28 protein-coding genes and 1 pseudogene are annotated in these 26,942 nt (G+C 39.6%); 25 read left to right on the forward strand and 4 right to left on the reverse strand.

Translation table 11 applies throughout. The annotated features are described in order from the left end of the window. Positions 1-20: 20 nt before the first annotated feature. On the reverse strand, positions 21-929 hold the full coding sequence (gene metA, locus ACQKFG_RS07535) for a homoserine O-acetyltransferase MetA (protein WP_427557516.1): 909 nt from the start codon (positions 927-929) through the stop codon (positions 21-23). Between the two features lie 168 nt (positions 930-1,097). On the opposite strand from metA, the gene ACQKFG_RS07540 reads away from it, so the two are divergent. From ACQKFG_RS07540 to ACQKFG_RS07580, 9 genes are all read left to right on the forward strand, one after another. Further along, positions 1,098-1,631: a hypothetical protein gene (locus ACQKFG_RS07540; protein ID WP_192205198.1), complete on the forward strand. Its 534-nt coding sequence runs from the start codon at positions 1,098-1,100 to the stop codon at positions 1,629-1,631. A gap of 77 nt (positions 1,632-1,708) precedes the next feature. Continuing rightward, entirely contained in the window at positions 1,709-2,185 is a 477-nt protein-coding gene (locus ACQKFG_RS07545) for a glutathione peroxidase (RefSeq protein ID WP_192205197.1), read from the forward strand. 136 nt (positions 2,186-2,321) lie between these two features. Beyond that, complete coding sequence (locus tag ACQKFG_RS07550; protein ID WP_427557520.1) at positions 2,322-3,167, forward strand: DegV family protein; 846 nt, start codon at positions 2,322-2,324, stop codon at positions 3,165-3,167. Between the two features lie 54 nt (positions 3,168-3,221). Continuing rightward, positions 3,222-3,866, forward strand: a complete 645-nt coding sequence (locus ACQKFG_RS07555) for an HD domain-containing protein (RefSeq protein WP_427557523.1) — start codon at positions 3,222-3,224, stop codon at positions 3,864-3,866. Then, positions 3,863-5,740, forward strand: coding sequence for an ABC-F family ATP-binding cassette domain-containing protein (locus ACQKFG_RS07560; RefSeq protein WP_427557526.1), 1,878 nt, complete (start codon positions 3,863-3,865; stop codon positions 5,738-5,740). The genes ACQKFG_RS07555 and ACQKFG_RS07560 overlap by 4 nt, the downstream gene beginning before the upstream one ends. 130 nt (positions 5,741-5,870) lie before the next feature. After that, positions 5,871-7,007 (forward strand): conserved virulence factor C family protein, encoded by a 1,137-nt coding sequence (locus ACQKFG_RS07565; RefSeq protein WP_192205193.1) that lies wholly within the window; start codon positions 5,871-5,873, stop codon positions 7,005-7,007. Positions 7,008-7,365: 358 nt separating this feature from the next. Beyond that, complete coding sequence (gene ilvD / locus ACQKFG_RS07570) at positions 7,366-9,036, forward strand: dihydroxy-acid dehydratase (protein ID WP_192208319.1); 1,671 nt, start codon at positions 7,366-7,368, stop codon at positions 9,034-9,036. Positions 9,037-9,210: 174 nt separating this feature from the next. After that, positions 9,211-9,648, forward strand: coding sequence for a BrxA/BrxB family bacilliredoxin (locus tag ACQKFG_RS07575; protein ID WP_192205192.1), 438 nt, complete (start codon positions 9,211-9,213; stop codon positions 9,646-9,648). Positions 9,649-9,715: 67 nt separating this feature from the next. Beyond that, the gene (locus ACQKFG_RS07580; RefSeq protein ID WP_427557529.1) at positions 9,716-10,507 is read left to right on the forward strand and encodes a class I SAM-dependent methyltransferase; all 792 of its coding nucleotides are present in this window, start codon (positions 9,716-9,718) and stop codon (positions 10,505-10,507) included. On the opposite strand, the gene ggt is transcribed toward ACQKFG_RS07580, so the two are convergent. Continuing rightward, a complete protein-coding gene (gene ggt / locus ACQKFG_RS07585) occupies positions 10,495-12,183 on the reverse strand; it encodes a gamma-glutamyltransferase (protein WP_427557532.1) in 1,689 nt (562 codons plus the stop codon). The two genes, ACQKFG_RS07580 and ggt, sit on opposite strands and share 13 nt — an antisense overlap. Positions 12,184-12,619: 436 nt before the next feature. Here ggt and ACQKFG_RS07590 point away from each other — a divergent pair, with 436 nt between their 5' ends. Beyond that, positions 12,620-13,237, forward strand: a complete 618-nt coding sequence (locus tag ACQKFG_RS07590; protein ID WP_427557535.1) for a YpjP family protein — start codon at positions 12,620-12,622, stop codon at positions 13,235-13,237. Positions 13,238-13,441: 204 nt separating this feature from the next. Further along, the gene (locus ACQKFG_RS07595; RefSeq protein WP_427557538.1) at positions 13,442-14,209 is read left to right on the forward strand and encodes a TerC family protein; all 768 of its coding nucleotides are present in this window, start codon (positions 13,442-13,444) and stop codon (positions 14,207-14,209) included. A 35-nt stretch (positions 14,210-14,244) separates the two neighbouring features. Here ACQKFG_RS07595 and ACQKFG_RS07600 read toward each other — a convergent pair whose 3' ends face one another. Then, positions 14,245-14,487, reverse strand: a complete 243-nt coding sequence (locus ACQKFG_RS07600; RefSeq protein ID WP_427557541.1) for a hypothetical protein — start codon at positions 14,485-14,487, stop codon at positions 14,245-14,247. Positions 14,488-14,710: 223 nt separating this feature from the next. On the opposite strand from ACQKFG_RS07600, the gene ACQKFG_RS07605 reads away from it, so the two are divergent. The 12 genes and pseudogenes from ACQKFG_RS07605 (at position 14,711) to ACQKFG_RS07660 (ending at position 24,660) form a co-directional block, all read left to right on the forward strand. Next, the gene (locus tag ACQKFG_RS07605) at positions 14,711-15,421 is read left to right on the forward strand and encodes an anthrax toxin lethal factor-related metalloendopeptidase (protein ID WP_427557543.1); all 711 of its coding nucleotides are present in this window, start codon (positions 14,711-14,713) and stop codon (positions 15,419-15,421) included. A gap of 57 nt (positions 15,422-15,478) precedes the next feature. Then, positions 15,479-16,273: a thymidylate synthase gene (locus tag ACQKFG_RS07610; RefSeq protein ID WP_098369320.1), complete on the forward strand. Its 795-nt coding sequence runs from the start codon at positions 15,479-15,481 to the stop codon at positions 16,271-16,273. Continuing rightward, positions 16,270-16,755 carry a dihydrofolate reductase gene (locus tag ACQKFG_RS07615; RefSeq protein WP_192205185.1) on the forward strand — a complete coding sequence of 162 codons (486 nt, stop codon included), beginning with the start codon at positions 16,270-16,272 and terminating at the stop codon, positions 16,753-16,755. The genes ACQKFG_RS07610 and ACQKFG_RS07615 overlap by 4 nt, the downstream gene beginning before the upstream one ends. Positions 16,756-16,906: 151 nt before the next feature. Continuing rightward, positions 16,907-18,175 (forward strand): threonine ammonia-lyase IlvA, encoded by a 1,269-nt coding sequence (gene ilvA, locus ACQKFG_RS07620; RefSeq protein WP_141994643.1) that lies wholly within the window; start codon positions 16,907-16,909, stop codon positions 18,173-18,175. 194 nt (positions 18,176-18,369) lie between these two features. Then, on the forward strand, positions 18,370-18,561 hold the full coding sequence (gene tatA / locus ACQKFG_RS07625) for a twin-arginine translocase TatA/TatE family subunit (protein ID WP_192205184.1): 192 nt from the start codon (positions 18,370-18,372) through the stop codon (positions 18,559-18,561). A gap of 85 nt (positions 18,562-18,646) precedes the next feature. Further along, positions 18,647-19,393 (forward strand): twin-arginine translocase subunit TatC, encoded by a 747-nt coding sequence (tatC, locus tag ACQKFG_RS07630; RefSeq protein WP_192205183.1) that lies wholly within the window; start codon positions 18,647-18,649, stop codon positions 19,391-19,393. A 154-nt stretch (positions 19,394-19,547) separates the two neighbouring features. After that, positions 19,548-19,793 (forward strand): DUF2535 family protein, encoded by a 246-nt coding sequence (locus tag ACQKFG_RS07635; RefSeq protein WP_223255914.1) that lies wholly within the window; start codon positions 19,548-19,550, stop codon positions 19,791-19,793. A 226-nt stretch (positions 19,794-20,019) separates the two neighbouring features. Further along, positions 20,020-20,862 carry a DegV family protein gene (locus tag ACQKFG_RS07640; RefSeq protein WP_427557549.1) on the forward strand — a complete coding sequence of 281 codons (843 nt, stop codon included), beginning with the start codon at positions 20,020-20,022 and terminating at the stop codon, positions 20,860-20,862. A gap of 152 nt (positions 20,863-21,014) precedes the next feature. Then, positions 21,015-21,605 (forward strand): SCO family protein, encoded by a 591-nt coding sequence (locus ACQKFG_RS07645; protein WP_192205181.1) that lies wholly within the window; start codon positions 21,015-21,017, stop codon positions 21,603-21,605. A 294-nt stretch (positions 21,606-21,899) separates the two neighbouring features. Beyond that, positions 21,900-22,742, forward strand: a complete 843-nt coding sequence (locus tag ACQKFG_RS07650) for an SGNH/GDSL hydrolase family protein (protein ID WP_427557552.1) — start codon at positions 21,900-21,902, stop codon at positions 22,740-22,742. Then, positions 22,739-23,323: a YpmS family protein gene (locus ACQKFG_RS07655; RefSeq protein ID WP_192205179.1), complete on the forward strand. Its 585-nt coding sequence runs from the start codon at positions 22,739-22,741 to the stop codon at positions 23,321-23,323. Before ACQKFG_RS07650 ends, ACQKFG_RS07655 begins: the two co-directional genes overlap by 4 nt. Positions 23,324-23,591: 268 nt before the next feature. Beyond that, positions 23,592-24,660 (forward strand): annotated as a pseudogene (locus ACQKFG_RS07660) (helix-turn-helix domain-containing protein). Positions 24,661-25,034: 374 nt separating this feature from the next. On the opposite strand, the gene ACQKFG_RS07665 reads toward ACQKFG_RS07660, so the two are convergent. After that, positions 25,035-25,784 (reverse strand): DUF4397 domain-containing protein, encoded by a 750-nt coding sequence (locus ACQKFG_RS07665; RefSeq protein WP_427557555.1) that lies wholly within the window; start codon positions 25,782-25,784, stop codon positions 25,035-25,037. Positions 25,785-25,971: 187 nt separating this feature from the next. Between ACQKFG_RS07665 and msrA the strand changes: the two genes are divergently transcribed. Then, entirely contained in the window at positions 25,972-26,514 is a 543-nt protein-coding gene (gene msrA / locus ACQKFG_RS07670) for a peptide-methionine (S)-S-oxide reductase MsrA (RefSeq protein ID WP_427557558.1), read from the forward strand. Next, complete coding sequence (gene msrB, locus ACQKFG_RS07675) at positions 26,504-26,932, forward strand: peptide-methionine (R)-S-oxide reductase MsrB (RefSeq protein WP_427557561.1); 429 nt, start codon at positions 26,504-26,506, stop codon at positions 26,930-26,932. The genes msrA and msrB overlap by 11 nt, the downstream gene beginning before the upstream one ends. Positions 26,933-26,942 lie beyond the last annotated feature (10 nt).

Here is a 26,942-nt window from a genome sequence, read left to right on the forward strand (position 1 = left end):
GCTTCTTTTTTCTTACCCTTTCAATCCCACTCATAAGGGGTTGATTGGTAGACATAATAGTTCAGCCAATTCGAGAACATCAGGCTGCAATGGCTTTTCCATCGGTGAAGAGGAACCTTGGTCGGATCGTTATCAGGAAAGTAATTTTCAGGGAGTTGTGTATTGATTCCACGCTCCCTATCGCGCTTGTATTCTTCACCAAGGGTATCGGCATCATACTCGAAATGGCCTGTAACCATAATTCTTTTTCCATCAACTGAAGCAGCAATCAATACACCGGCTTGATCGGACTGTGCAAGAACCTTCAGTTCCGGATGGTTAACTAATTTTTGATAGTCAATATCCGTATGGCGAGAATGAGGGGCCATAAAATAATCATCGAATCCGCGGACTAGATTTTCATTCGGTTCAAGGACCTCATGGGTGTATATCCCGAAGCATTTCTCCGGAAGTTCGTATTTGCCTATTCCATAATGATGGTAAAGGGCAGCTTGTGCCCCCCAACAAATATGTAGGGTGGATGTGACATTTTCGCTTGACCAATCCATGATACTCTGCAGTTCTTCCCAATAATTAACGTCTGAAAATTCCAGCTTTTCTACTGGAGCGCCTGTAATGATCAAGCCGTCATATTTCTTCGTGCGGATATCATTAAATAATTTGTAAAATTGATCTAAATGAAATTTACTTGTGTTTTTTGATTCATGTGTGCTCAAGCGCAGGAATGATATATTTACTTGAATCGGAGTATTGCCGAGAAAGCGCAGTAACTGGGCCTCCGTTTTTTCTTTCTCTGGCATTAGGTTTAAAATTAATATATTCAATGGACGGATTTCCTGATTGGTAGCCCTTTCCTCATCCATTACGAAGATATTTTCCTGTTCTAAAATTTCCCTTGCTGGCAGTTGTCCCGGAATTCTGATTGGCATGATTAGCCTCCTTCTTCAAAAATCATAATATTTTAATTATATAGAAAATTATTGAATAGAAAAGCTATTTTAATAATTTCTTGTAAATCCCAAAGGAAATGGCCTGGGAATGGTAAAATGGGAAGATCATGAATACATAAACTATGAAGTTGGAGAGGTGTTTGGAGATTGTTTGATCCTACAGCATTTGAGAACATGAAAGTGGTATTGGAAGGAGCGGTTTACGACCGTGACTTCATTGGAGATATATTGGTCATAAAGCGTGATGATATAGTGAATCTTTCGACTTTGTCCAGATCATATAAGATTGAGATGGAATTGAAAAAGCCAATCGCGCCCATTTCGATTAGCGGTGCCATTGAGTTACAGGCTTCACTCAAGAACCTAAGTTCGGAGTTACTCGATGCAGCTATTGATGATACGCATTCGGGCTGCACCGTCGATATTTTCATTACTTTTCCGAAAAAACTCGATGAAGTGAATGCTGAACAATTGTTGAATGATCTGGAAAAAATTTGGGGAGATCAGAGAATCATTACAGTGACGACCAGCGATACGGTCAGTAAAAAAATGCAACTCGTTACTTCTTCTATATATAAAGTTTCATTTGGAAGGCTTGTAAAAGAAGAGCAAATGGATGATTTGGAAGACATGGTAGAGTATTTGATTCAATCCATACAAGCAGTGAAGATTCAAGGATGAAAGGGAAGGATAAAAGTTGGTAAACCTACCTTTAAATACGGTAAAATGAATCATCATACTATAGGGAGAGATCATACATGTCCATTTACGAATTTGAAGTCAATAAAATCAATGGCGAAACCATCTCGCTTGAGGAATATAGAGGGAAAGTGATGATTATAGTGAATACCGCAAGCAAATGCGGTTTTTCGCCACAGTATGATGATTTGCAAAGCCTGTATGTGCAATATAAAGAGGATGGGGTTGTCGTGCTTGGTTTTCCTTGTAATCAGTTTTTGAATCAGGAGCCTGGTGATAATCTGGAAATCGATTCATACTGCAAATTGAATCGTGGCATAACATTCCCGATGTTTGCAAAAGTGAATGTCAATGGCAAGGAAGCCCATCCTTTATTCAATTACTTGACTGAAAATGCTCCTGGAGTGATGGGGTCCAAATCAATAAAATGGAATTTTACAAAGTTCTTGATTGATCGTAATGGAAATATAGTGAGCCGGTATGCACCTAAAACAAAACCTCTGGAAATGGAAGAGGATATAAAAAAATTATTATGAAGAATGATATTGAGTCCAACGGAAGTTCCAGTTGGGCTCTTTTTATGAAGTAAGATATTTATATGCATCTGTATTTAATTTGGGACAGATGGGTGGGATGTTGAATATAATAGAAGACACAACGAGGGGGGAAACCATGGAACGAATTGCATGGGTAACAGATAGTACGGGAACTTTGGACGAAGAATTATCATTGAATGAACATGTATACGTCGTTCCGATGGTCGTCATCATTGATGGGAAGGAATATGAAGATGGTGTCGACCTATTACCTGAGGAATTATACCGGCGGATGAGTGAGGAAAAAATTACAGCCACTACGTCACAGCCCTCGGTCGGCAGATTCCAAGAGTTATATATGGAGCTTGAAAAACGCTATGATCGAATCATAGCCGTACATCTTTCAAGTGAATTGAGCGGGACCGTTTCCGCGAGCAGGCAAGCTGCACAAATGGTTTCGATCCCCGTTGACGTTTTTGATACTTTACTTATTTCCTTTCCAATGCTATTAATCTTGAAAAGGCTCATGCGTTATATGGATAATGGGGATTCCATCGATGAGGCATTCGTCAAAACGAGAATGTATGCGGATAACCATGAAACCTATGTATTAATTGGTTCTTTAGATCAGCTGCATCGCAGCGGCAGGTTAACGAACGCACAGTATATTCTTGGAAACCTATTGAGCTTTAAGCCCATCATTTCAATCGAAAATGGTGTGCTTCATACTAAATCTAAACCTCGGAACCTTAAAAAAGCGGAAAAACAGATCTTCACTGATTTTCGCAGATCAGTCGAAGCAGGAAAAGTGAAAGAATGCACCATATTATATGGTGCAGTGTCTGAGCAGACACAAAGATGGAAAAAGATGATTACCGAAGAATTTCCTCATGTGTCGATCCATGTATCCCCACTTGGCAGTGCCATCGGGGTGCATACCGGTGAACAGACGATTGGAATCAGTTGGTTCAATGAAGATTAAAGCACACCATTTTTTGAGAACCATGGTAAAATAGAAGGGACATGGAGTGGTGATATGAAACAAACGATGATTGAACTGACGGAGAAGTATGTATATGACCAATTGAATTCCGATGCCAGCGGCCATGATTGGTTCCATATCGATCGTGTTCGTAAGCTGGCTTTACATATTGCAAAAGAAGAACGAAAAGGAAATGAGTTTATCATTGAAATGGCGGCTTTGCTTCATGATATCCCGGATGATAAACTAAACCATGAAGCCGATGAAGGCTGGAAAAAGCTTGACGTTTGGTTTGATGAAATTAAGTTGGATAATGATAGTGTTGATGCCGTCAAACAGATCATCAATACAATTTCATATAGTGCAGGGCAGTTGAAGCTTCCTTCGATTGAGGCAGAAATTGTTCAGGATGCTGACCGCTTGGATGCAATTGGTGCCATTGGCATAGCCAGGACATTTGCATATGGCGGAAAAAAGGGACAACTTATGTATGATCCTTCATTGCCCATAAGGGAAAACATGACCAAGAAGGAATACAGGAGTGGCAAAAGCTCAACCATTCATCATTTTCATGAAAAATTATTGCGTTTGCAAGATATGCTCAATACTTGTACAGCCAAGAAGGTTGCAAGTGATAGGCATGAATATATGGTTGGGTTTTTAGAGGAATTTAATAAGGAATGGGATGTACGATTATGAAAGTTTTTAGCATGGAACATGTAATGAAAACCCAAGGGGAAAAGCTGCTTTTTAAAGATGTCTCTTTTTCCATTACCGAAGGGGAAAAAATCGGGATCGTTGGCATAAACGGCACCGGCAAATCGACATTATTGAATATCATCGCAGGCCTGGAAGACAGTGATTTAGGAACGAAGGATCATCCGAATGATTACACGATTTCCTATCTATCCCAAGATCCGCTTTTTGATGAGAAATTGACGATCATGGAATATATGTATGAAAGTTCAACTCCTGTATTTTCGTTGATTAAGGAGTATGAAAAGACGCTCGTTCAACTACAGGTAGATCCACAGAATAGCGTAATTCAGGACCGTTTGTTAAAGCAGCAACAGGATATGGACACGCTTGGTGCCTGGGATACAAGTGCCAATGCCAGAACGATACTGACCAAACTTGGTCTTCCTGATCACTCGAGGAAATTGGGGGAACTGTCAGGTGGCCAAAAAAAACGTGCGGCCCTGGCAAAAACCTTGATTGAGACCCCTGATTTACTGATTTTGGATGAGCCGACGAACCATCTCGATTTTGAAAGCATCACTTGGCTTGAAGAATATTTGGGGAAATATCAAAAGTCCGTTTTATTTGTGACCCATGATCGATATTTCCTTGATCGCGTGTCCAATAAGATTTGGGAAATTGCCCAAACGCAGCTTTTCGAATACAAAGGAAATTATGCGGATTATTTAGAATCAAAGGCCATTCGTGAAGATAACGAAACGGCTGAAAGATCGAAAAAGGAAAGTCTATTCAAAAAAGAACTGGCCTGGATCCGTAAAGGCGCAAAGGCCCGTACAACGAAACAAAAGGCCAGGATCCAACGCTTCGAAACATTGGAATCAGGTGTAAAAGATAAGCAGAAAACCGAGAACCTGGAAATGGAATTAAGCGGTGCCCGCCTTGGGAAAAAGGTACTCGAGATGCAGGATGTTTCTAAATCCTTCGGTGATAAAACCATCATCAATCATTTTTCCTTCCTCTTCAAACCGGGTGATCGAATTGGGATCGTCGGTAATAATGGCAGTGGAAAATCAACCTTGTTAAATATCCTGGCCGGACGGGAATCGATAGATGAAGGAAACCTAGAAAAAGGGCAAACCGTGAAAATAGGGTACTATACGCAAGAAAGCGTCGATATGGATGAGAATTTGCGCATGATCGAGTATATTCGGGAAACGGCGGATTCAATCGCCCTTAAAGATGGTAGTTTCATATCGGCTGCACAGATGCTTGAAAGGTTCTTGTTTCCAATGGGTTCTCATGGGACTCCTATTCGCAAGCTTTCCGGTGGGGAGAAAAGGCGTTTATATCTTCTTAACATTTTGATGTCGGCACCTAATGTCCTGCTTTTGGATGAACCGACGAATGATTTGGACACACAAACCTTGACCGTTCTGGAGGATTATTTAGAAACGTTTTCAGGTGTAGTCATTACTGTTTCACATGATAGGTATTTCCTGGATAAGACGTGCCATCAGCTTCTTGTTTTCAAGAATAAAGCTGAAATTGATTTCTATTACGGCAGTTATTCAGAGTTCTTGGAAGAAAAGACTGAAGAGGCCGTGACAGTAAAAGCACCAGAACCTCAGATGAACCGGACCGAAAAGAAAAAGAAAAAACTAACTTATGCGGAAAGTAAGGAATGGGAAGAGATAGAAGGGAACATGGAAAAGGTCGAGTTGCGCCTGAAAGACATAACATCAGAAATGTCTGCAGCGGGAAGCGACTTTGAAAAAGTCCGCATGCTGCTTGAAGAAGAAAAGGAACTAACGGATAAATTAGACCATTTGATGGAAAGATGGACGTATTTAGCGGAAAAATTGGAAGAGGAATGAGCGGGATGACCGGTCCAAGGGAACAAGCCTGGACCGGTCTTTTTTTGGCCAATCTCAATTGCATGAGAATCTGTTGCCGATGTGATAATATCTAGTACATGGAAACGTCTTGTTAAAGGAGAGAAATGCATTGAAAATTAAGTCGATAGAACCTACACCAAGTCCGAATACAATGAAAATCAATTTAACTGAAGAGCTATTAGCTGGTAAAAGCAATAATTATAAGAAAGATCAAGCTGACCAAGCACCCCAGCTGATTAGAGATTTATTTACGATCGAGGGAGTGAAAGGGGTATATCATGTTGCGGACTTCTTAGCCGTTGAGCGAAATGCCAAATATGATTGGAAAGATATTTTGGTCCAAATCCGTCAGGTTTTCGGGGAAAAAACCGAAGAACAAAATCAACAAACGGCATTAAATGAACATTACGGTGAAGTAACTGTTGCCATTCAACAATTCAAGGGCATTCCGATGCAAATTAAAGCAAGTGATAGCCAACACGAAAAACGTTTTGCCTTACCGGATTATTTCTTAAAGGGCATTTCAGCGGCCCAAAAAGAAGAGGACAATGTAGTCCTGCTTCGAAAATGGAAGGATTATGGCGTAAGATATGGTGATATGGAAGATATCGTGAAGGAAGTATCCGATGAGTTGATTGCAGCTTACCCGGAAGAACGAATTAATCGGCTGGTAGCCGCTGCAAAAGAAATGGTGGATGCGAAGGAAGCAATTTTGAAACGACCAAAAATTAAACTGACTGCAGAAATGCTGAAGGACGAAAGCTGGGAAAAGCGATATCAGGCTTTAGAACAAATGGAAGATCCAACGGTTGATGATATACCCGTATTGGACATGGCACTCTCCGATGGTAAGGTCTCGATTCGACGGCTCGCGGTAGTATACTTGGGTATGATCGAAGATAGAAAAGTGCTTCCGAGCTTGTATAAAGCATTGAAAGATAAAAGTGCAGCCGTAAGACGTACGGCTGGGGATTGTTTATCCGATCTTGGCTTTGAAGAAGCGATGGGAGAAATGTCTCAATCACTTTCGGATAAAAATAAATTGGTTAGATGGAGGGCGGCGATGTTTTTATATGAAGTGGGAAATGAAACGACCCTCCCTTATCTAAAGCAAGCGGAACAGGACCCTGAATTCGAAGTGGCCCTGCAAGTCAAGATGGCCATTGACCGTATAGAAAATGGGGAAGAAGCAAAAGGTTCGGTTTGGAAGCAAATGACAGAATCAAGACAAGCAAATGACAAGTGAGATTTAATGGGGAATAACTTAATGGAACCTGTAAAGGTTACAGGCAAAAGGCATGCGGATGATTTAATCCGTATGCCTTTTTATTCTTGAAGCGGATCTTCAAGTCATTTGACAATCGTTCCCCTAGGTCGAAATCCAAAACATTCAAAATGGCTAATATTTCGTTATACAGAAGTTTTTCTGATATAAATTTAATCGCTATTATTTTAGTAAAATGATTTTTGTAGATATTTTGTATTGAATGGTTGCATTTGGATGTAAATATGTTAGAATTTTTAGAGTATACTAAAAATTATATTATATTGAATCATTAAACATTTAGTGGAAATTGGGGGTACAACAAATGTCTACATCAAATATGAGAAGTGACATGATTACAAAAGGGGTCGATCGAGCTCCACATAGAAGTCTGTTGCGGGCAGCAGGGGTTAAAGAAGAAGATTTCGGTAAACCGTTCATCGCGGTTTGTAATTCTTACATCGACATCGTTCCAGGTCATGTCCACCTTCAGGAATTCGGAAAAATAGTGAAGGAAGCGATTCGCGAGGCTGGCGGTGTTCCTTTCGAATTTAATACGATTGGGGTGGATGATGGAATTGCAATGGGTCATATTGGTATGCGCTATTCGTTGCCAAGTCGTGAAATCATCGCGGATTCCGTGGAAACTGTTGTATCAGCACATTGGTTTGACGGGATGGTTTGCATTCCAAACTGTGACAAGATAACGCCGGGAATGATGATGGCAGCACTTCGTGTCAATATTCCAACAATATTCGTAAGTGGCGGACCCATGAAAGCAGGTAAAGACAAAAATGGTAAATCTCTTTCACTAACATCCGTGTTTGAAGGTGTGGGCGCTTATCAAGCAGGTAATATCAATGAAGAAGATTTGCAGGAAATCGAGCAAGTTGCTTGCCCTACTTGCGGTTCTTGTTCAGGAATGTTCACGGCGAACTCCATGAACTGCCTGGCGGAAGGCTTAGGACTTGCACTTCCGGGAAATGGAACGATTTTGGCCGTAGCCGAAGAACGTAAGGAATTCGTTAAGAAATCCGCTAAACAGTTGATGGAGTTAATCAAACAGGATATCAAGCCTCGTGATATCGTAACGATTGAAGCTATTGATAATGCCTTTGCCTTGGATATGGCGATGGGCGGTTCGACCAACACCGTTCTTCATACACTTGCATTGGCACATGAAGCAGGTTTTGAATATCCAATGGAACGCATAAATGAAATAGCTAACCGAGTACCGCATTTAGCGAAAATCGCACCGGCATCCGATTATCATATTGAAGATGTCCATAATGCCGGTGGTGTAAGTGCCGTCATTAATGAGTTACTCAAAAAACCAGGTGCCTTTAATGGGGACTGCCTTTCTGTCTCAGGTAAAACGCTCCGTGAAAATGTTGCCGGTTGTGAAATATTGGACAAGGATGTCATCCATCCGTTAGATAATCCGCATTCTGAGCGTGGCGGGCTTGCTGTATTATTTGGTAACCTTGCTCCTCAAGGCTCCATCGTAAAAGTAGGGGCGGTTGACGCATCAGTTGGTGGCTACCACAGGGGTCCTGCCATTTGTTTCGATTCCCAGGAAGATGCACTTTCAGGGATCATTACTGGAAAGGTCAAAGAAGGGGATGTAGTGGTCATTCGTTACGAAGGCCCTAAAGGCGGGCCGGGTATGCCGGAAATGTTGGCACCCACTTCCCAAATCGTCGGGAGGGGACTTGGAGCGAAAGTCGGTTTGATCACCGATGGCCGCTTTTCAGGCGCATCCCGAGGCATCAGCATTGGTCATATATCCCCCGAAGCAGCTGAGGGAGGACCGATTGCCTTTGTTGAAGATGGAGATATCATCGAATTGGATTTGAATAATCGTAAAATCGAATTGGAAATTTCCGATGAAGAATTCGAAAAACGCAAAGCCAATTGGAAAGGCTTCGAGTCAAAAGTCAGGACAGGCTATTTAGCACGTTATTCCAAACTTGTGACGAATGCAAGCTCAGGCGGCGTGATGAAAGTTTAAGCTAAAAGGAAGCTTAAAAAAACATGGAGACAGAATGAAAGTGGATTCTGTCACCATGTTTTTTTGTGAAGAACAATGAAATTTTACAAAGCTTTAAGCGTCATTTTTGCATATGCACTTAAGAATATAGTATGATTAGACTAATTGAAGAATTGTAACCAAGGAGGTTTTTTTATGTCGATGGCATATGATGAATATATGAAACAAATGGTGAAACCAATGCGGGCGGAACTGGTGCAAGCAGGTTTTGATGAGTTGGAATCCGCAGAAGCGGTAGAAAGCTTTATGCAATCGGTAGATGGTACGACACTTGTGGTCGTGAATTCAGTTTGCGGCTGTGCAGCCGGGTTAGCCCGTCCAGCTGCTACTCAAGCGGTACTTCAAGCAGACAATAAGCCAGATCATTTGGTAACTGTATTTGCTGGCCAAGATAAGGAAGCGACAGCTAAAATGCGGGAATACTTCGATGGAATAGAACCTTCTTCACCATCCATGGCTCTTTTAAAGGGCAAAGAGGTCGTACATTTCATTCCTCGCCATGATATAGAAGGACAGCCAATGGAAGCTATCATGGAAAATTTATTGGCAGCATTCAGTCAAATAAATAAGTGATGAAGCGGAATGCCCTGGAAACAGGGCATTCTTTTCAAATTTTAGAGAGTATGAAGGGGTAGGATACATGTTTGTCACAACAGTAGGAAGAGCCGGTAATGAAACGATGATATTAGCCAAAAGGTTAGCTGAAGAATTAAAAATCCCCTTTATAGCCAGAAGAAAAAGATCGGTCAGAGATATTCAAGCGGAACAGAATGAAGATGATTGCCTTGTTTTTGGTAATAAGCGGATGGAGTTATATCGATACCAGGAAAAAGAACCATTCTTTTTTCACCCGAACCTGGCGATGATCCGTATTAAAAGAATAATGCGCGGCGAGAGTGACCCATTTCTCATTGCCGGAGATATAAACAAAGGGAACGCTGTGCTTGATTGTACAATGGGCTTGGGCTCGGATGCGATAGTCGCAAGTTTCGCAGTGGGTGAACATGGACAGGTTGTCGCATTGGAAGGAAATCAATATTTGGCATTGCTCGTGGGACACGGGATGAAGACATGGGAGAATGCAGAAGAAAAGATGGTTTCTGCGATGCGAAGAGTTGAGGTCATGCACGGTGATCATTACGAAATATTGAAAACATTGCCGGATAATCATTTTGATGTCGTATATTTCGATCCCATGTTTGAAGAAACGATTCAGGAATCGAATGGAATCAGGGGACTTACTCATTTTGCGGTAGGTAAGGAGTTATCTGTGGAAATAATGAATGAAGCCAAGCGGGTTGCACGCAAGAGAGTCGTGTTGAAAGACCATTTTCGCAGCTCCCGCTTTGAGGAATTTGGATTTGAGGTAATAAAGAGAAAAACATCCAAATTCCATTTTGGCTTCATTCAATCCAGTGATCACGATTTATAATCTGTTTCATCAAGACCAATGGCACAGCCTTCTCGGCTTGAATCGGCAGCACCATAGTTCGAGCCATCAGGGTTGATTTGAATCGCTTGGACATTCCCTATAGAGTGGGGAACTTCATTAAAGGCGAAGCCCATCGCTTCCAAGTGGCCTTTGCTAGTGATATCCATTCCAGGCTCCCATTCAATATGAGGGCCCATTGGAGTGAAAATTCTAGGTTCCTCGATGGCTGCTTTCAAATCCATTTTTAAATCGAGTACATTAATGATCGTTTGTACGACTGAACTGATGATGGTCGGTCCACCAGGTGAACCTAACGTCAAGATCGGCTCGCCATCTTTAAAGATGATGGTCGGGCTTTTACAGCTGACTGGGCGTTTATTGGGCTGCACTTCATTCATGCCGCCTGGAATGGAATCGAAATCAGTCAGTTCGTTATTCAGCATGAAACCATAATCGGAAACCATGATCCCTGATCCGAATGGATGTTCCACTGTAGAAGTGCATGCTGCTATATTCCCCCATCTGTCACGGACAGTGAAGTGTGTCGTTTCACTGATATCTTCTTCATTAGGCTGCGGAACGACTTCCCTTTGTTTTACGGAATCATAAATCCAAGGGTTTCCAAAGTCAATGGCATTATTTCTTGTTTTGAAATTTATGAATGAGCGGCGTTTAGTTATATACTCATCATGCATGAGACCAGCCAATGGCAATTCGGCGAATTCAGGATCAGCGAGGAATGCCTTTTTATCTGTAAATGCCAGCCGCATCGCTTCTGCTATTAAATAATATTTTTCCCAAGAACGGACATCATATTGTTCTATATGGAAGCTCTCCAATATTTTCAGGATTTGGATGACCGTGAATCCGCCAGCACTTGGGGCATTCGATGATGCAATTTGATAATCCTTATATGTCCCATACAAGGGAACATCGATGGTAGCTTTATAGTCCTTTAAATCAGAAAGCTCCATGAACCCTCCAAGTTCCTGTATGCAGGAAATGATGCCTTCTCCGATTTCACCTTCATAAAAAGCGGAAATGCCTTCACGCTGTAATATCCGATAGGTATTCGCCAGTTTTTCTTTTTTGAGCAGATCACCATCTTGATACGGTTTTCCGTTTGGCATGAAGAACTTACGCGCTTCATCACCCAATCGATATTCAAAATTTTTAAGTGCATCGCAAAGAACCCAATTGACGGGAACTCCTTTTTCAGCAAATTCAATGGATGGCTCGATGAGGTCCGCTAATGGCTTGCTGCCATTTTCGGCGAGTGCTTCATCCATAGCTTTCAAGATTCCGGGGATGCCAACCGCTGTAGCTTTGATTGATCTTTCTTTAAAAGGGATGACTTCCCCTTTATCATCAAGAAACATGTCTCGATGTGCGGCTTTAGGTGCCCTTACATGGCCATCGTATATTTTCGTTTCTTTATCTTTAGCGTTATATACCATAAGGAAACCACTTCCCCCGATACCAGTCATCATGGGTTCCACAATATTTAGGGCAAATTGGATGGCAACAGCCGCATCGACAGCATTTCCACCTTCACGTAATATTTTTTCCCCGATGGAAGTGGCTACAGGATGGGCTGTAACGACCATTCCAGCGTTCCCTTTATCTGTTTCCCTTTTGTAATCCCTATCTTTAATGATTTCATTGTTGTTTTCCAAAATGATTCCTCCATTATTCAGTCCTTTTATCTGCCAAAAGGTTAGGCTTATGTTTGATTGAAAAGAAAACCTTGTCATTGTAGAAAAATGACAAGGAGATTTTTCGTAGGTATTCATCTATTCTTAATCAGCAAATGATAAATATACGAAAAATGCTAATGTTACAAGACATAAAGCCAACATGGCAGTCGAAGCCATATAAGACCCCTCCTTAAAAAGACTTGAATCTAATTAATTTCTCCAATAATCGTCAAAATCCTTCATTAAAAAGTAAAATTGTTGAAATTTACTAAAAAAGTTCTGGTTCATGAAGTTTATATAGGTATTTATCCTTTTTTTTGATTTTCAAAACATAGGTAACTATATATTCGTAATTACCAAAAAATAAAAGTATACTAAATATAAAGACAATACAAAAAAGGAGGGGGAGTGTGAATTGAAAGCAACGGTTTGGTTCAGGAAAAGTCTCGTCATTTTAGTATCCGTTTTGACGTTTGGTCTTGTCACTCCTTCAGATCTGGCGTGGCTAGCGGAAGCCGATTCGTTAAAGGATACTAAAAAGGGATTAGTGGAAGAAGAGGGATTAGCCTATCTTCCTTCGCAGAATTCAACTGAACTTAAGGAAGAATTCAATCGGGAAGAATTTTTATCGGGCATTCTGAATAAGGCAGAGGAAAATGCATTTATGAAGTTTGGCGAAAAGATCAATCCTAAAATTGGCGATGAGTTCAAAATGGCCATCTTACCAAAAATGGAAGAAGCCATTACAGAAATGGCTGAACAATTTCCAGATGAAAAATTACAGCAATTAACCATCACTGAGCAGCCGAGTGCTGGCAGGGCCGAGAAGATATTTCATATTTATGATTCAATCAGCGGGAAGGATATCATCAGATTCCATGTCAGGCAGGAAAATCCTCCACTGGAAGGATATTGGTTCGATTTTCACTATCATACCCATCATGATTCATTTGCCACCCATTATAATATCGGGAAAATATATTGGGATAAAAACACGCCGCCAGAGTGGACGAGTAAACAAAGGCTCTCATAGTGGTTGGTTTCGTTGATTTTATTTAGTTGTAAGAGTATGATGAAATGTAAATGGATTTCTAATAATCATCGAAATGATACGTTGTAAATGCAACGTATTTATTTTGTGTTTAAATAAAAGTAGAGTTTTTATCATAACGGGGAACAAGGTTATTTTTAAAAGGTTTTCTAATTTTGCTGTTATAGTAGCAGAGGAGTCTTTATCATGTCAGAGTTGTTAAATAACATCATGCAAACGTATGCCCAATTTTTTGACTTGCATATGTGGGTGGAGGTTTTATCCGACCCGGTGAGCTGGGGATTGATTGGAACGCTCGTATTAATGGAAGGATTACTATCAGCGGATAACGCTCTGGTATTAGCTGTAATGGTCAGGCACCTTCCTGAAAAACAACGGAAAAAAGCCCTTTTTTATGGTTTATTAGGTGCTTACGCTTTTAGATTCTTTGCGATAGGAATCGGTGTTTTCCTCATTAAGCTTTGGTGGGTGAAGGTGATTGGAGCCGCCTACCTTGGCTGGCTTTCGTTTAAATACTTTAGAAATAAAAAAAAGCAAGCTGGGACTGACGAAGATATCCAGGGAATGAGTAAAAACAGCATTCTGATTCGTATGTTTGGTACATTATGGGGAACGGTTGCGGCAGTGGAATTGATGGATATAGCATTTTCCGTCGATAGTGTCTTGGCCGCATTCGGGGTGAGTGAAAAAGTCTGGGTCCTTTTGACAGGTGGTATGATTGGTGTCTTGATGATGCGGGGAGTGGCGGGGTTATTTCTAAAATTGATAGATAAGGTTCCTGAATTGGAAACTGCTGCATATGTCCTTATCGGATTCATTGCTATAAAAATGCTAATGGCCGTTGCAGGTATCGAAATCCCGGCTGTAATCTTTTTTGCTTTTATTTTGCTGATTTTCGGCACTACGATAGTATTTCATTTGAAGAAAGGGAAAAAGCTCAAGAAACATGTTTGAGCACAATTAAAAAAAAGCTGACATCAAAGATGATGTCAGCTTTTTTTTAGGAAAATTTCAAGCAAGTGAAGAAGGCCGGTAAATGTAGTGAAGAAAAGCAAAGGCAATAATAAGTTAAGCCAAAGAGAAGACATTAGCGGATGCAGCAGTATGCCAAAGAAAATGGAGAATAGAAAAAGGTCGAGAATGATGAACACTTTTAAACTGTAGATATCAAGGACTTCTTCTGCAAGTTCACGGTGTTCATCCAAAATGGCTTTTTTATTGTTGGTTTCCATGCGATCACCTTAAACCTTTTACGATTATATATTGTTGATATATGAAAAGACTGGATCGATTGTTCTTCTTCGAATGAATGTGCAACCGGAAATACCAAAAAAACATAGATTTTTTACACAAGATCAATATGTTATACTAATATAATAGTATGCAAGATTTAGAGATTGTAAATTACTTATATTTTCTTAACGATAATAAGAAATGAAGAAAGGGGAGAAGAGTGTGAAAAGGAAGAAATGGTTATCCATACTTGCATTATTTGTCTTTTTACTCTCCATGCTCTCCTATACGTTAGCGAAGGATGAAGGGGTAAAATGGCGCAATTTAAACAAAGATAATCTTTTAAGACAAGCTGAACTTTTTAAGGGGAATAAAGAATTACAAAGGATATTTTTATTTCCGGAAGAGGAGTTCGATGAAAGGGAAGCACTCAAAATTGCTGGAACCATTAATAAACTGCCTCATTCCCTTTTGGTGAAAACTGCAGAAAGTGGTGTGAGGATCAAACTATTTGATGGTGATATAACAGAAAATCAATCCGCGGCCAAATTAAAGGGGAAAACTCCGCGTGGTTATTTGAATAAAGAAACAACTTGGGATGATGTGCCTGGTATGGGCGGATCACATACGGTATTGGTTAAAATCGGAGCAAGTGACAAGGGCAACGGGCATGGCTCCGTTAATTTGGAACTGCATGAGCTAGGGCATTCAATTGATAATATAGTGTTTGGTGGAATCCGTAAAGACATGGATTATTTGAAGATTTGGGGTAAGGAAGTGAATGGGCTGTTTCCTGGGATTACGTATTTTTCCAATTATCCTGAGGAATACTTTGCAGAAACGTTTGCCATGTTTTATGTGAACAATGAACAAAATCAATTGCTTAGACAAAAAGCCCCCGAGACTTATAATTTTATTAAACAATTAGATTAAACATTGGGCAATAATACGTTAAAATAAGGAGAATGAAAGTAGAAAAGGTGGTTTATCATGAAGCAATATTTAGATTTATGTAAGCATGTACTCGAAAATGGAACGCAAAAAGGCGATCGTACGGGAACAGGAACGATCAGCACCTTTGGATATCAAATGAGATTCAACTTAAAAGATGGATTCCCTGTACTTACAACGAAAAAGGTTAGTTTAAAAGCGATTATCCATGAATTATTATGGTTTTTGAAGGGTGATACAAACGTTGGCTACCTTCAGGAAAACAGCGTGCGGATTTGGAATGAATGGGCTGATGAAAATGGGGAATTAGGTCCGATTTATGGTCATCAATGGCGTTCTTGGGGAACGGCCGATGGAAGGCAAATCGACCAAATCAGTGAATTGATCGAACAAATAAAAACGAATCCTAATTCAAGAAGATTGATAGTCAGTGCTTGGAATGTTGGGGAACTGGACGAAATGGCCTTGCCGCCTTGCCATGCTTTCTTTCAATTCTATGTCGCTGATGGAAAGCTTTCATGCCAGCTATACCAACGTTCAGCGGACGTCTTTTTAGGTGTTCCATTTAATATAGCCTCGTATGCGCTCTTAACGATGATGATCGCCCAGGTGTGTGATCTGGAAGTTGGCGAATTTGTACATACTTTCGGGGATGTCCACATCTACTCGAACCACCTTGAACAAGTGGAACTGCAGTTGACCCGTGACCCCAAACCATTGCCAATCATGAAAATCAATCCAGATGTGAAAAATATCTTTGATTTTAGCTTCGAGGACTTCGTTTTGGAAAATTACGAAGCCCATCCCCATATAAAAGGTGAGGTTAGCATATGATATCGTTGATAGTGGCAATGGATCAAAATCGTGTGATAGGTAAAAACAATGAACTGCCATGGCATTTACCGGCAGATTTACAGTATTTTAAAAAAGTGACGATGGGCCATCCGATCGTAATGGGCCGAAAAACATTTGAATCGATCGGCAGGGTCCTGCCTGGCCGGGAAAATGTCATCGTTACCCGCAATCAGGATTTTAAAGCGGAAGGCTGCGTAGTTTTACATGATATTGCACAAATCAAAACGTTTGCAGATAACCGTGATGAGGAAGTTTTCGTTATTGGCGGAGCCGAAATCTTCAAGGAGATCCTTCCTGTTACCGATCGCCTGTATATAACGGAAATTCATGAAACCTTTGAAGGTGATACGTTCTTTCCCGTGATTGATGAAAGTCAATGGGATAAAATCTCATCGAACCCAGGCAGCATCGATGAAAAAAATCGTTATGCACATGATTTTATTATTCTACAAAAAAAATAAAGTGCTAATCCGATTATGGGGAAATGACCGTAATCGGATTTTTTTGGTATGGAACGAACAAAAGAAAGAATTTTTAGAAAAATCAATTACATAAATAACAGTAAAGTGCTATAATGATTGAATTCATTAAGGAAGGAAATGAGGGATTGTTATGAATCAGACTGCATCTAAGAATAGGGGGATTCAATTGGAAGATATTCTAATTGCCTATAGAGAACTAAAAGAAATCGTTTTGCATACTCCTTTACAAAAAAATCAGAGGCTCTCTGAAAAATATGATTGTAATGTTTATTTAAAACGTGAGGACCTACAACACGTACGTTCCTTTAAATTAAGAGGGGCTTACTATAAAATGAAAAGCCTGACCGAGGAAGAGACGAAGAATGGAGTCGTTTGTGCCAGTGCAGGAAACCATGCACAAGGAGTAGCTTTTTCCTGCAGCCAATTAGGTATCCATGGGAAAATTTATATGCCTGCTACAACTCCAAGGCAAAAAGTCGATCAAGTGCAGTTATTCGGCAGGGATAATGTGGAAATCATCCTTGTCGGGGATACTTTCGATGATGCATTTGCCATGGCGATGGAATGCTGTGAAAAAGAAGAGCGTTCCTTTATCCATCCATTTGACGATGAAAAGGTAATCGCCGGGCAGGGTACAACGGCTGTAGAAATCCTGAATGATTGTGAAGATGGAATCGACTATGTATTTGCCGCTATGGGCGGTGGCGGTTTAATGGCCGGAGTATCGAGTTATTTCAAATCGGTTTCCCCAAATACGAAATGCATTGGTGTTGAGCCGCAAGGTGCTGCTTCGATGGAGTACTCCTTCAAGGAAGGAAAAGTTTCTGAACTTGAAAACATAGATACATTTGTTGACGGGGCAGCGGTCAAGTGTGTGGGACAATTGACATACCAGCTTTGTAAGGAAAACCTGGAAGATATCGTTGTCGTTCCTTCGGGCCAAATCTGTACGACGATTCTCGATTTATATAATCAGCATGCGATTGTCGCTGAACCGGCAGGGGCTATATCTGTAGCTGCGTTGGATTTATACAAGGAACAAATCAAAGGCAAAACGGTTGTATGCATGGTCAGCGGAGGGAATAACGACATTGGGCGTATGCAGGAAATTAAGGAGAAATCCTTATTATATGAAGGGCTGCTTTATTATTTTATCGTGAATTTCCCACAACGTGCTGGAGCTTTAAGGGAATTCCTCGATGAAGTGTTAGGACCGAATGACGATATAAGCCGTTTTGAATATACGAAGAAAAATAATAAAGAAAGCGGTCCGGCCCTCGTTGGCGTAGAACTGAAAGATAAAAATGATTATGAAGGGCTCATTCAGAGGATGAACAAGAAAGGATTCTCTTTCGTAGAGGTCAATAAAGACAGTAATTTATTTCACTTATTGATTTAATCATGGATTAAATGTTAAATTAGGATAGAATAAAACCTATGTTTTTACATTTTATTCTGCCGGCTCAGGCGTATATGGGCAAACTGTCGATAATTGTTACCATTCTATGACGAATTGCCAGTTCCCTTTCAATTGGTTGGAAATGGTATTATAATCGGAGTAGGTCTAATTACAACACCAAAGGGGATGTATCCATGTCAAACATTGGAGTACCTGGTCTAATTCTCATCTTAATATTGGCTTTAATTATCTTTGGTCCGAAGAAACTTCCGGAAATTGGACGTGCTTTTGGACAAACACTTCGTGAGTTTAAAAAGTCCACGAGTGATTTAACAAAAGGTGATTATGAAGAAGATAAGAAGATACAACAAAAAAATCATGAATGATTGAATGCTGGGCGTAAGATGCAATCGTCTTGCGCCTTTATGCTGGAACAAAGATACGGATTTTCAGATGAAGGCGTGATCAACTTTGGAAGATAAAGAATTAAATATCATCGATCATCTCGATGAATTGAGAAAACGGCTCATCATTACTGCTGTTGCTTTTTTGATCTTTTTTATCGCCAGTTTTATTTATGTCGAGGAGATCTATAATTGGTTCGTGAAAGATCTTGATTTTGATCTGATGGTATTGGGACCGAGTGATATTATCTGGGTTTACTTTATGCTCTCAGGTGTCGTAGCCATTGCGGCAACCATACCTGTAATTGCTTTGCAAATCTGGCTATTCGTCAAACCCGCTTTGATGCCAAATGAAGTAAGGGCGACCCTTGCTTATATTCCGGCACTTTTCCTGCTTTTTATCGGAGGGCTGGCTTTCGGGTATTTTGTCATCTTCCCGACCATTCTTCAATTTTTGATTGAACTGGGCGATGGGATGTTCATAACCAGTTTTACAGCAGATAAGTACTTTTCATTCGTATTTAATATGACGATACCTTTTGCTGTTCTATTTGAACTTCCTGTCGTTACCATGTTTTTGACTTCCATTGGCATAATAAATCCTTACGTGCTTCAAAAGTTAAGGAAGTATGCATACTTTGTACTGGTTGTCATAGCGATATCGATTACGCCGCCTGACTTTATGTCAGACTTCATGGTGATGGTTCCATTGCTGTTATTATATGAAATCAGTATATCGTTATCAAAACTCGTTTATAAACGAAGGGTGAAACGTGAAAGCTTGCGGGAAGACACCTACGAGGAAGGTTTATAAGAAGAGGCCCATAATGGCATTTTGCCCTTATGGGTCTTTTTTTTTATGAAAGTCAATCTGATTTCTCTGTTTTTTTCCACATTTGAATATTTATACTTTTGGATTTATTGTGTATAATGTAAGCAATCGGTTAAAAATGAGGATTGATATTTTGATGTTCAAATGCTTGGAATTCAAAGATTGTTTTGGACATAAGGTTACAATTTCAGAAATACCTGTCTTACTGCCTAGTGATCCGAATTTTTTTATGTTGACCGTGCGTTTGGAAGTGTTTGTTAAGAAGGTTTTTGCCAATAAAGATCATAAAGAAAATTACTCATTTAAGCATTATTTAGCATCCGTACTCAAATGGCCCGTCTATAACAAGCTTTTTTTTGGAAGTTTACTCAATAATGCTTAATGCGGACTGTTCCATAGCTAACTTCTCCGTTAAAAGAGATGACACAATGCCAAGCAATATCGAATAAATCGGGCATGTGTTCAGGTTAGCTCATGGAACGGTCTTTTTTTGTGTAATCATTTCAATAGAATAGTATCACTTCACTTTAAAAAGAAGACCTTTGGTTTGAATGAGTACCTTGAATAGGTATAATACAATAGATATGTTAAGTTAGGGATGTGTAATGATGAATAAAGTAAAGATAGTAACAGACTCGACAGTGGATATGACACCAGAGGAACTGGAATTTTATGAGATAACAATGGTCCCTTTATCCATCTTTATAGATGGGGAGACCTTTTTGGATAAGGTTGAAATCGAACAAGAGGAATTCCTGAAAAGGATGAACCAGTCAAAAGAACTGCCAAAAAGCTCACAACCAGCTGTAGGTACCTTTGTGGAGGTATATGATGAACTCGGAAAAGACGGCAGCGAGATTATTTCCATACATATGACAGGAGGCATGAGCGGCACCGTTCGCTCAGCGGAAAGCGCAGCTAGCATGTCTGAAGCGAAGGTTACCGTTCTTGATTCTAAATTCATTTCTAAAGCGATGTCATTTCAGGTGATCGAGGCAGCGAAGATGGCGAAGGAAGGGAAATCCGTAGCCGAGATAATTGAACGATTGGAACATATTAAAAAGCAGTCAAGTTTAATCATTGTCATAGAAACTCTTGATAACCTCGTTAAGGGTGGAAGGATTGGCAAAGTTTCTGCTTTTATCGGTTCATTGCTGCACATAAAGCCGATTGCACTTCTGGATGATGGTGTACTGAATCCTGTATCCAAAGCCAGGAGCCAGTCACAGGTCGTGAAGTTCATCGTCAAGAAATTCAAAGAAGATACACAAGGAAAAAAAATTAGTGGCATTGGTTTTGTACATGCGAATGGACTCGAAATAGCGGATAAGGTCCGCCAGGCCATTGCAGACTTAACAGGATATAAAGATATAAAGATAGAAGCAACAACGGCCGTTGTCAGTACTCATACAGGTGAAGGCGCCATGGCAATCATGTATTATTGGGACTGATATGGACGAAACATATGAAACTGCATATGGCTGAGGTTTTGTCACTTTACAATTGTCTTTAATTCGTAGAAATAGTTGCTGTTCTCATTACGATTGGTCTGTTAGAATAAATGAAGTAACAGAATATTTTATACATAAAGGACGGGGTAGGGATGAGAAAGCTGCATTTGCTTATGGCAGCTATGGGAGCATCAATTTTTTTGCTGCTGGCAGCATGCGGTTCCAATGGTGTACCTGATGCTAAAAATTGGGACCTTGAAGATTTCAGTTACATTGATCAGGAGGGTAAACCTTTCTCAAAAAGCGATCTAAAAGGAAAGGTTTGGGTAGCGGATTTTATATTCACAAGCTGCGAGACTGTCTGCCTCCCCATGACTTCTAATATGACGAAGCTGCAGCAGCAATTGAAGGATGAAGGTATTACGGATGTTGAGTTCGTTTCATTTTCCGTGGACCCGGAAATTGACAAACCTGATGTTTTAAAAAGGTATGGCGACCAATTTAATGTAGATTACGGAAATTGGCACTTTCTGACCGGTTATGGTCAGGAAGAAATCGAGCAGTTTGCATTGGATAACTTTAAAACGATCGTCAAAAAACCTGAAGCAGAAGATCAGGTGATACATGGGACCAGCTTTTTTCTAATTGATCAAGAAGGAAAGATCATCATGGATTATACAGGTCTGCAAGATATTCCCTTTGATGAAATCATTAAGCATATTAAAATTTTACAGAATTATTGAACAGGTTAAATGACCTGTTCTTTCTGTTTTCATCCATCATTTTACAATGGCTTCATTAGGGCTTAAGCGATGGTGAAAAAATGCCAATTTGTTTTTGAAGAAACAGCGGAAGTGAAGAATGATTTTGCATGCTCAGTACATGCTAATTTTTATAGGACTAGCTTTAATTCACTGCATTTTTCATATGGTATAGTAAGGAAGGCTCAAGCTAAAAGTACAATGAAAAAGAAGATATATTGTTTGCAATCATTCGTTTTCTGCATGATATAATATATGGGTAGGAAGGTGAGGGTCATGAGGTACAGAATCACCTGTCTTTTCATATGCTTAGTTTGGATCTCGGGCTGCGGCCAAAGTGAAACAGCCTCAAATCAGCCATCTGTTCAGCAGAAAAGCATAGTTGAGCTGAGTAAAAAGGAAACCATTCCTGCCAGCTTTTTTCCGGACCCTGTGAAAATCGTATCGATTGGCGATTCCTTGACTCAAGGTGTCGGCGATAGTAAAGATAATGGCGGCTATCTGCCTTATTTACAAAATAAGCTGGAAAAAGAACCATCGATTACTTCCGTTGAGATGATTAATCATGGCATACGTGGAAATAGGACCGACCAACTATTGAAAAGACTGGATAAAGCTAGGATTAAAGAAGACATAAAGCAAGCTGATTCGGTTGTCGTCACGATTGGTGGAAATGATATCATGAAGGTCTTTAAGCAGAATTTCTCGGACTTGGAACTGAATCAGTTTGATTTTGCGAAAATAGGGTATGAAAAAAGATTAAGGCAGATACTTGATAAGGTTCGTTCCGAAAATGATCATGCGCAAATTTATCTTGTGGGCGTTTATAATCCATTTTCCAAATGGTTCGCAGATTTTTACGAACTTGATATGATCATGAATGATTGGAATGAAAGCGGGAAAGAGATTATCGAAGAATATGATTCAGCCTATTTTATTGATATAGCAGACATTTTCGAGAATTCCGAAGAAGATTTGCTGTATGCCGAGGATTATTTTCACCCAAATGACCGCGGCTATGAGTTAATCGCGACAAGAATCTATAATGATATGGATATTACCACTATCGGAAAGGACACATTGGAAGCTAGTGCCAAAGGAGATGATGACCAAGAATGACAAATGTCAAATGGAAGACTTTGTTTATTTCCCTATTAGCCCTAAACATCCTGGTCATCCTGTTTGTAACGATTTTAGTTAATCTGCCGACTAAAGATAAAGAGCTGATACCGAAAGTAAGCCATGAAGAAGATATCCAATTTCAAGTTCACACAAATCGGGAAGATTTGACGAGATTAATCAACCAGTATTTGGATAAAGAAGGGCTCACGGGATCCATTCACTATGAAGTGTATTTGACGGATGAAGTTGAGTTATATGGAACGATGCCATTTTTCAACCGTGAAGTGGAAATGAAATTGACTTTTGAACCAATTGCCCAAAAAAATGGGGATTTGATCTTAAAACAAAAATCAATTGCAGTCGGAAAAATGAACCTTCCTGTTTCATATGTAATGAATTTAATAAATGAGCGTTATAGCATGCCGGATTGGGTTAGCATCAGTCCCAATGACGAAAGTATTTATGTGTCATTACAGGATATGGAACTGAAAAGTGATATTAGGGTGAAGGCGAAAGAATTCGACCTTGAAAATGATGACATTTCATTTTTATTGACCATCCCATCATCTTTACAGTGAAAGCGAGTAAATGGAAGAAAGACCAGGTTAGATGTGTTAAGTATTTGATGATAAAAGGACCACGCATTTTAGATATGTCTAAAATGTGTGGTTTTTTTTACGCCCCCTTTGGTTGAAAAAAACCTAAAACCCTGATTATTTAGATGACTTATCAATTTCTGAGATAAAGTAAGATATAAGGGAAGACTTTTAAAGTTTATTTAAATCACAAGAAATATCAAATAAATGAAATGGATCCCACTTATAATTTCAGTTAGAGGTGAATTATATGAATATACAAATAATGATTGATTGGATTGAAAACCATATAAAATATAAATTTTCTTTAGATGAACTTGACGATGATCTGGGATACTCGCCTTATTATTGCGCGTTTAAATTCCACCAAATGACAGGTATAAGTATTAGGCGTTATATGCTCCTTAGAAGGCTTTACTTATCTACAAATGATTTAGTAAGTGGTTAGAGAATAATTGATATTGGTTTTGATTATGATTATTCTTCGCAAGAAGCATATAGTAGGGCGTTTAAAACTGTTTTTGGCATTAGTCCTAGAGAATTTCAACTTAACAGGATGCCGGTTCAATCATTCAATAAGCTCACTATTCATAAAAAAAGGGTGGTGCAGAATGAATTTTTCGAGAAAAATCGAGATTGATCAAATACACAACCAACAAAGAGAGTTGTTTGACGAATATGTACTCAATATATTGAATGGCCAAGCTATGTATGATGAGTTTAAAGATAAAAAACTAATGAGGAATACAGACTATGCTCCATTTAACGAAGCTATGTGTGTAAATACAACTACTAAGAACATTTTTAATGAGGAATTCATAAAAACAAGAGCGATAGGACACCATGAATTAGTTGAAAGTTATATCGACAAGGTAATTAATCCATTAAATAATCTATTTAACAAAGATTATGAATGCATCGTTTTGTGGTTTGGTGAAGATATGTTTTGCCAAATGAATCTTCTTACAATCCTTGCTTACCTTGAACAGGGCGATTATAGCGGTAGAGTGTTCTTGAACAGTTTTAGAGAGGATGAATTTAAAGTAAGGCAAACTGAACTTAAATTAGGCAACTATTTAACGGTATATGAAGATGTATTATTAAATCATACAAAAACATCAATTGAAGTATTGCCAGTAATGTATCAGGCAATAGACATATATTTAGAAATGTTAAAAGAAGATAATCCAGTTACAAATTATATTTCTAAAAATAAAGGCCTGCCAGAACCACAATTGATTAACAGGTTATTTATCCACTTCCCAACAATAGGATATGGTGATTTACAGTATAAAAAACTTATTAGTAAAATTAAATAACAGCCCTCTCCTAGAAGGAACGAGTATCTGTTCTTATGAATCATCAAGTCTAAATACAGGGGACTTGGAGATTCGATTAAAATGCTAAATATTGGTTGTGAACAAATGGTGAGTTACCTTACTATTTCCATATGGCTGTTTTCACGTACTTTGTTGCTATTCACCAAGTAAAGCGGTGTGGTTAATTTCCCCTCCAGATGCTCGCTTTCCGCGGGGCGGGCGGTGATCCTCGGCGTAAACTCCTGTGGGGTCTCACCTGTCCCGTTGCTCCCGCAGGAGTCTCGCACTTGCGCTCCAATCATCCTTAAATCGTTTAGTTTTTAAAAACAACAATCTTTACGAAAAGAGCCTTCCATATCAATTCTTTTTATCCATTATGGAGAGAGCATTAGGGATTCTAGTGAAGATGATTCCCGATTCGATCCGATTATATAAATGGTGGAGGGTGTATTATCTTGGAAAGCCTTGTTTGGCAAAGGGAGTGCGATCTCTTTTGTTCCCGATATCCTCACTTCGAAGTCAATTATCATTGGATGAATATTAAGATATTCGCTTGCTTTCCTGAAATGGAGTTGATCAAAAACGACATCTCCATCTTTGACGGCAATATCCACCGAGAGTAAATCATGTGAAAGCTGGATGAATCGAACCTTCGCTTCATTCGGAGGAACAAATGGATTATCCTCGAAAGGTAACACTTTCAACGATTCATTAGCCTGTGGAGGCGCTAGAGCAATGGTATAGGAGCTCCCGCTTTCGAGGGCCAATTTACGGCTTAAAAGAGGTAAGGTGCTTTGGCTGCTGAGGTATATATCCAATTGGTGCTTGCCAGGAGGCAGTGGTAAATAACCATTGTTCTCTTTATATGAGAAACTTTTGAGGATAAGCATTTCATTTGCATAAACATCAAATGAGGGAGCTGTCGGGACAGCGTGTAAAAAGCGAACTTGTGCCGGCAGTGTGATATCCAGTTGTGCAAATTCCAGTTGTTTTGTTGCTTTTTCGAGATTTTTCAAATGCTTATGGTAATAATAATCTTGGAATTGCGGATCGCTGTTTTTATTATAAGACGATAGTAAATCATATGTTACCGATTTTTGTGAATATGATTGTTTATCGCTCATTTCCAACACCTCTCATTTTTCCATTATGTTTTTAACATATGTAATTATGCTTGGGCATGTGTCTCATTTTTTAAAAGGGAATGGACCATTTTCGTAAAGAGGTTCGATCGGCATATTATTTTACAGGGTAAAATAAAAGCGTTAAAATGCATTCAATGGATGGTTTGTAAAAAAGGAGGATTTTCATTTGACAAAGCAATTAGAGAAAGCAACATTCGCAGGTGGATGTTTCTGGTGCATGGTGAAACCGTTCGATGAACAGCCTGGCATCGAATCCGTTATCTCAGGCTATACAGGCGGGACTACGAAAAATCCCACATACAAAGAAGTTTGTTCTGAAACCACGGGACATTATGAAGCCGTTCAGATCACCTTTGATCCAATCGTATATCCATATGAGAAGATTATCGAGTTGTTTTGGCAGCAAATTGACCCGACAGATGCTGGCGGGCAATTTTATGACCGGGGAAGTTCCTATCAAACGGCGATTTTTTATCATGACGAAAACCAACGTGAAATTGCAGAAGCATCCAAAGCCAAGCTGCAGGCGAGCGGGAAATTTTCTGCACCGATCGTAACTCCGATAATACCAGCCAAAACATTCTATCCGGCTGAGACATACCACCAGCATTATTATAAAAAGCAACCTGAGCATTATGAAAGATATTCGATCGGCTCAGGACGCAAAGCATTCATACAACATCACTGGGGGGAAAAAAATGAAAAGTAAAGAAGAATTAAAAAAGAAACTCACTCCGATTCAATATGAAGTTACACAAAATAATGGAACGGAACCCGCCTTTAACAATGAATATTGGAACATGAAGGAGGAAGGATTATATGTGGATATCGTTTCAGGTAATCCTCTTTTCACTTCAAAGGAAAAGTTCGATTCAAGCTGCGGTTGGCCAAGCTTCACTAAACCGCTTAAAGAAGAGGAAGTGGTGGAAAACCTCGATACGAGTTATGGTATGAGAAGGATCGAAGTTCGCTCAAAAACGGCCGATTCCCATCTGGGTCATGTTTTCAATGATGGACCGGGACCATCGGGCTTACGATATTGCATCAATTCTGCTTCATTAAGGTTCATCCCGCTCCAAGATCTTGAAAGAGAAGGATACGGAGAATACAAAAAGCTTTTTGATTGATTGGAAAACC

The organism is Peribacillus sp. NPDC076916 (assembly GCF_050269675.1).
GTDB classification, from domain to species: domain Bacteria; phylum Bacillota; class Bacilli; order Bacillales; family DSM-1321; genus Peribacillus; species Peribacillus aracenensis.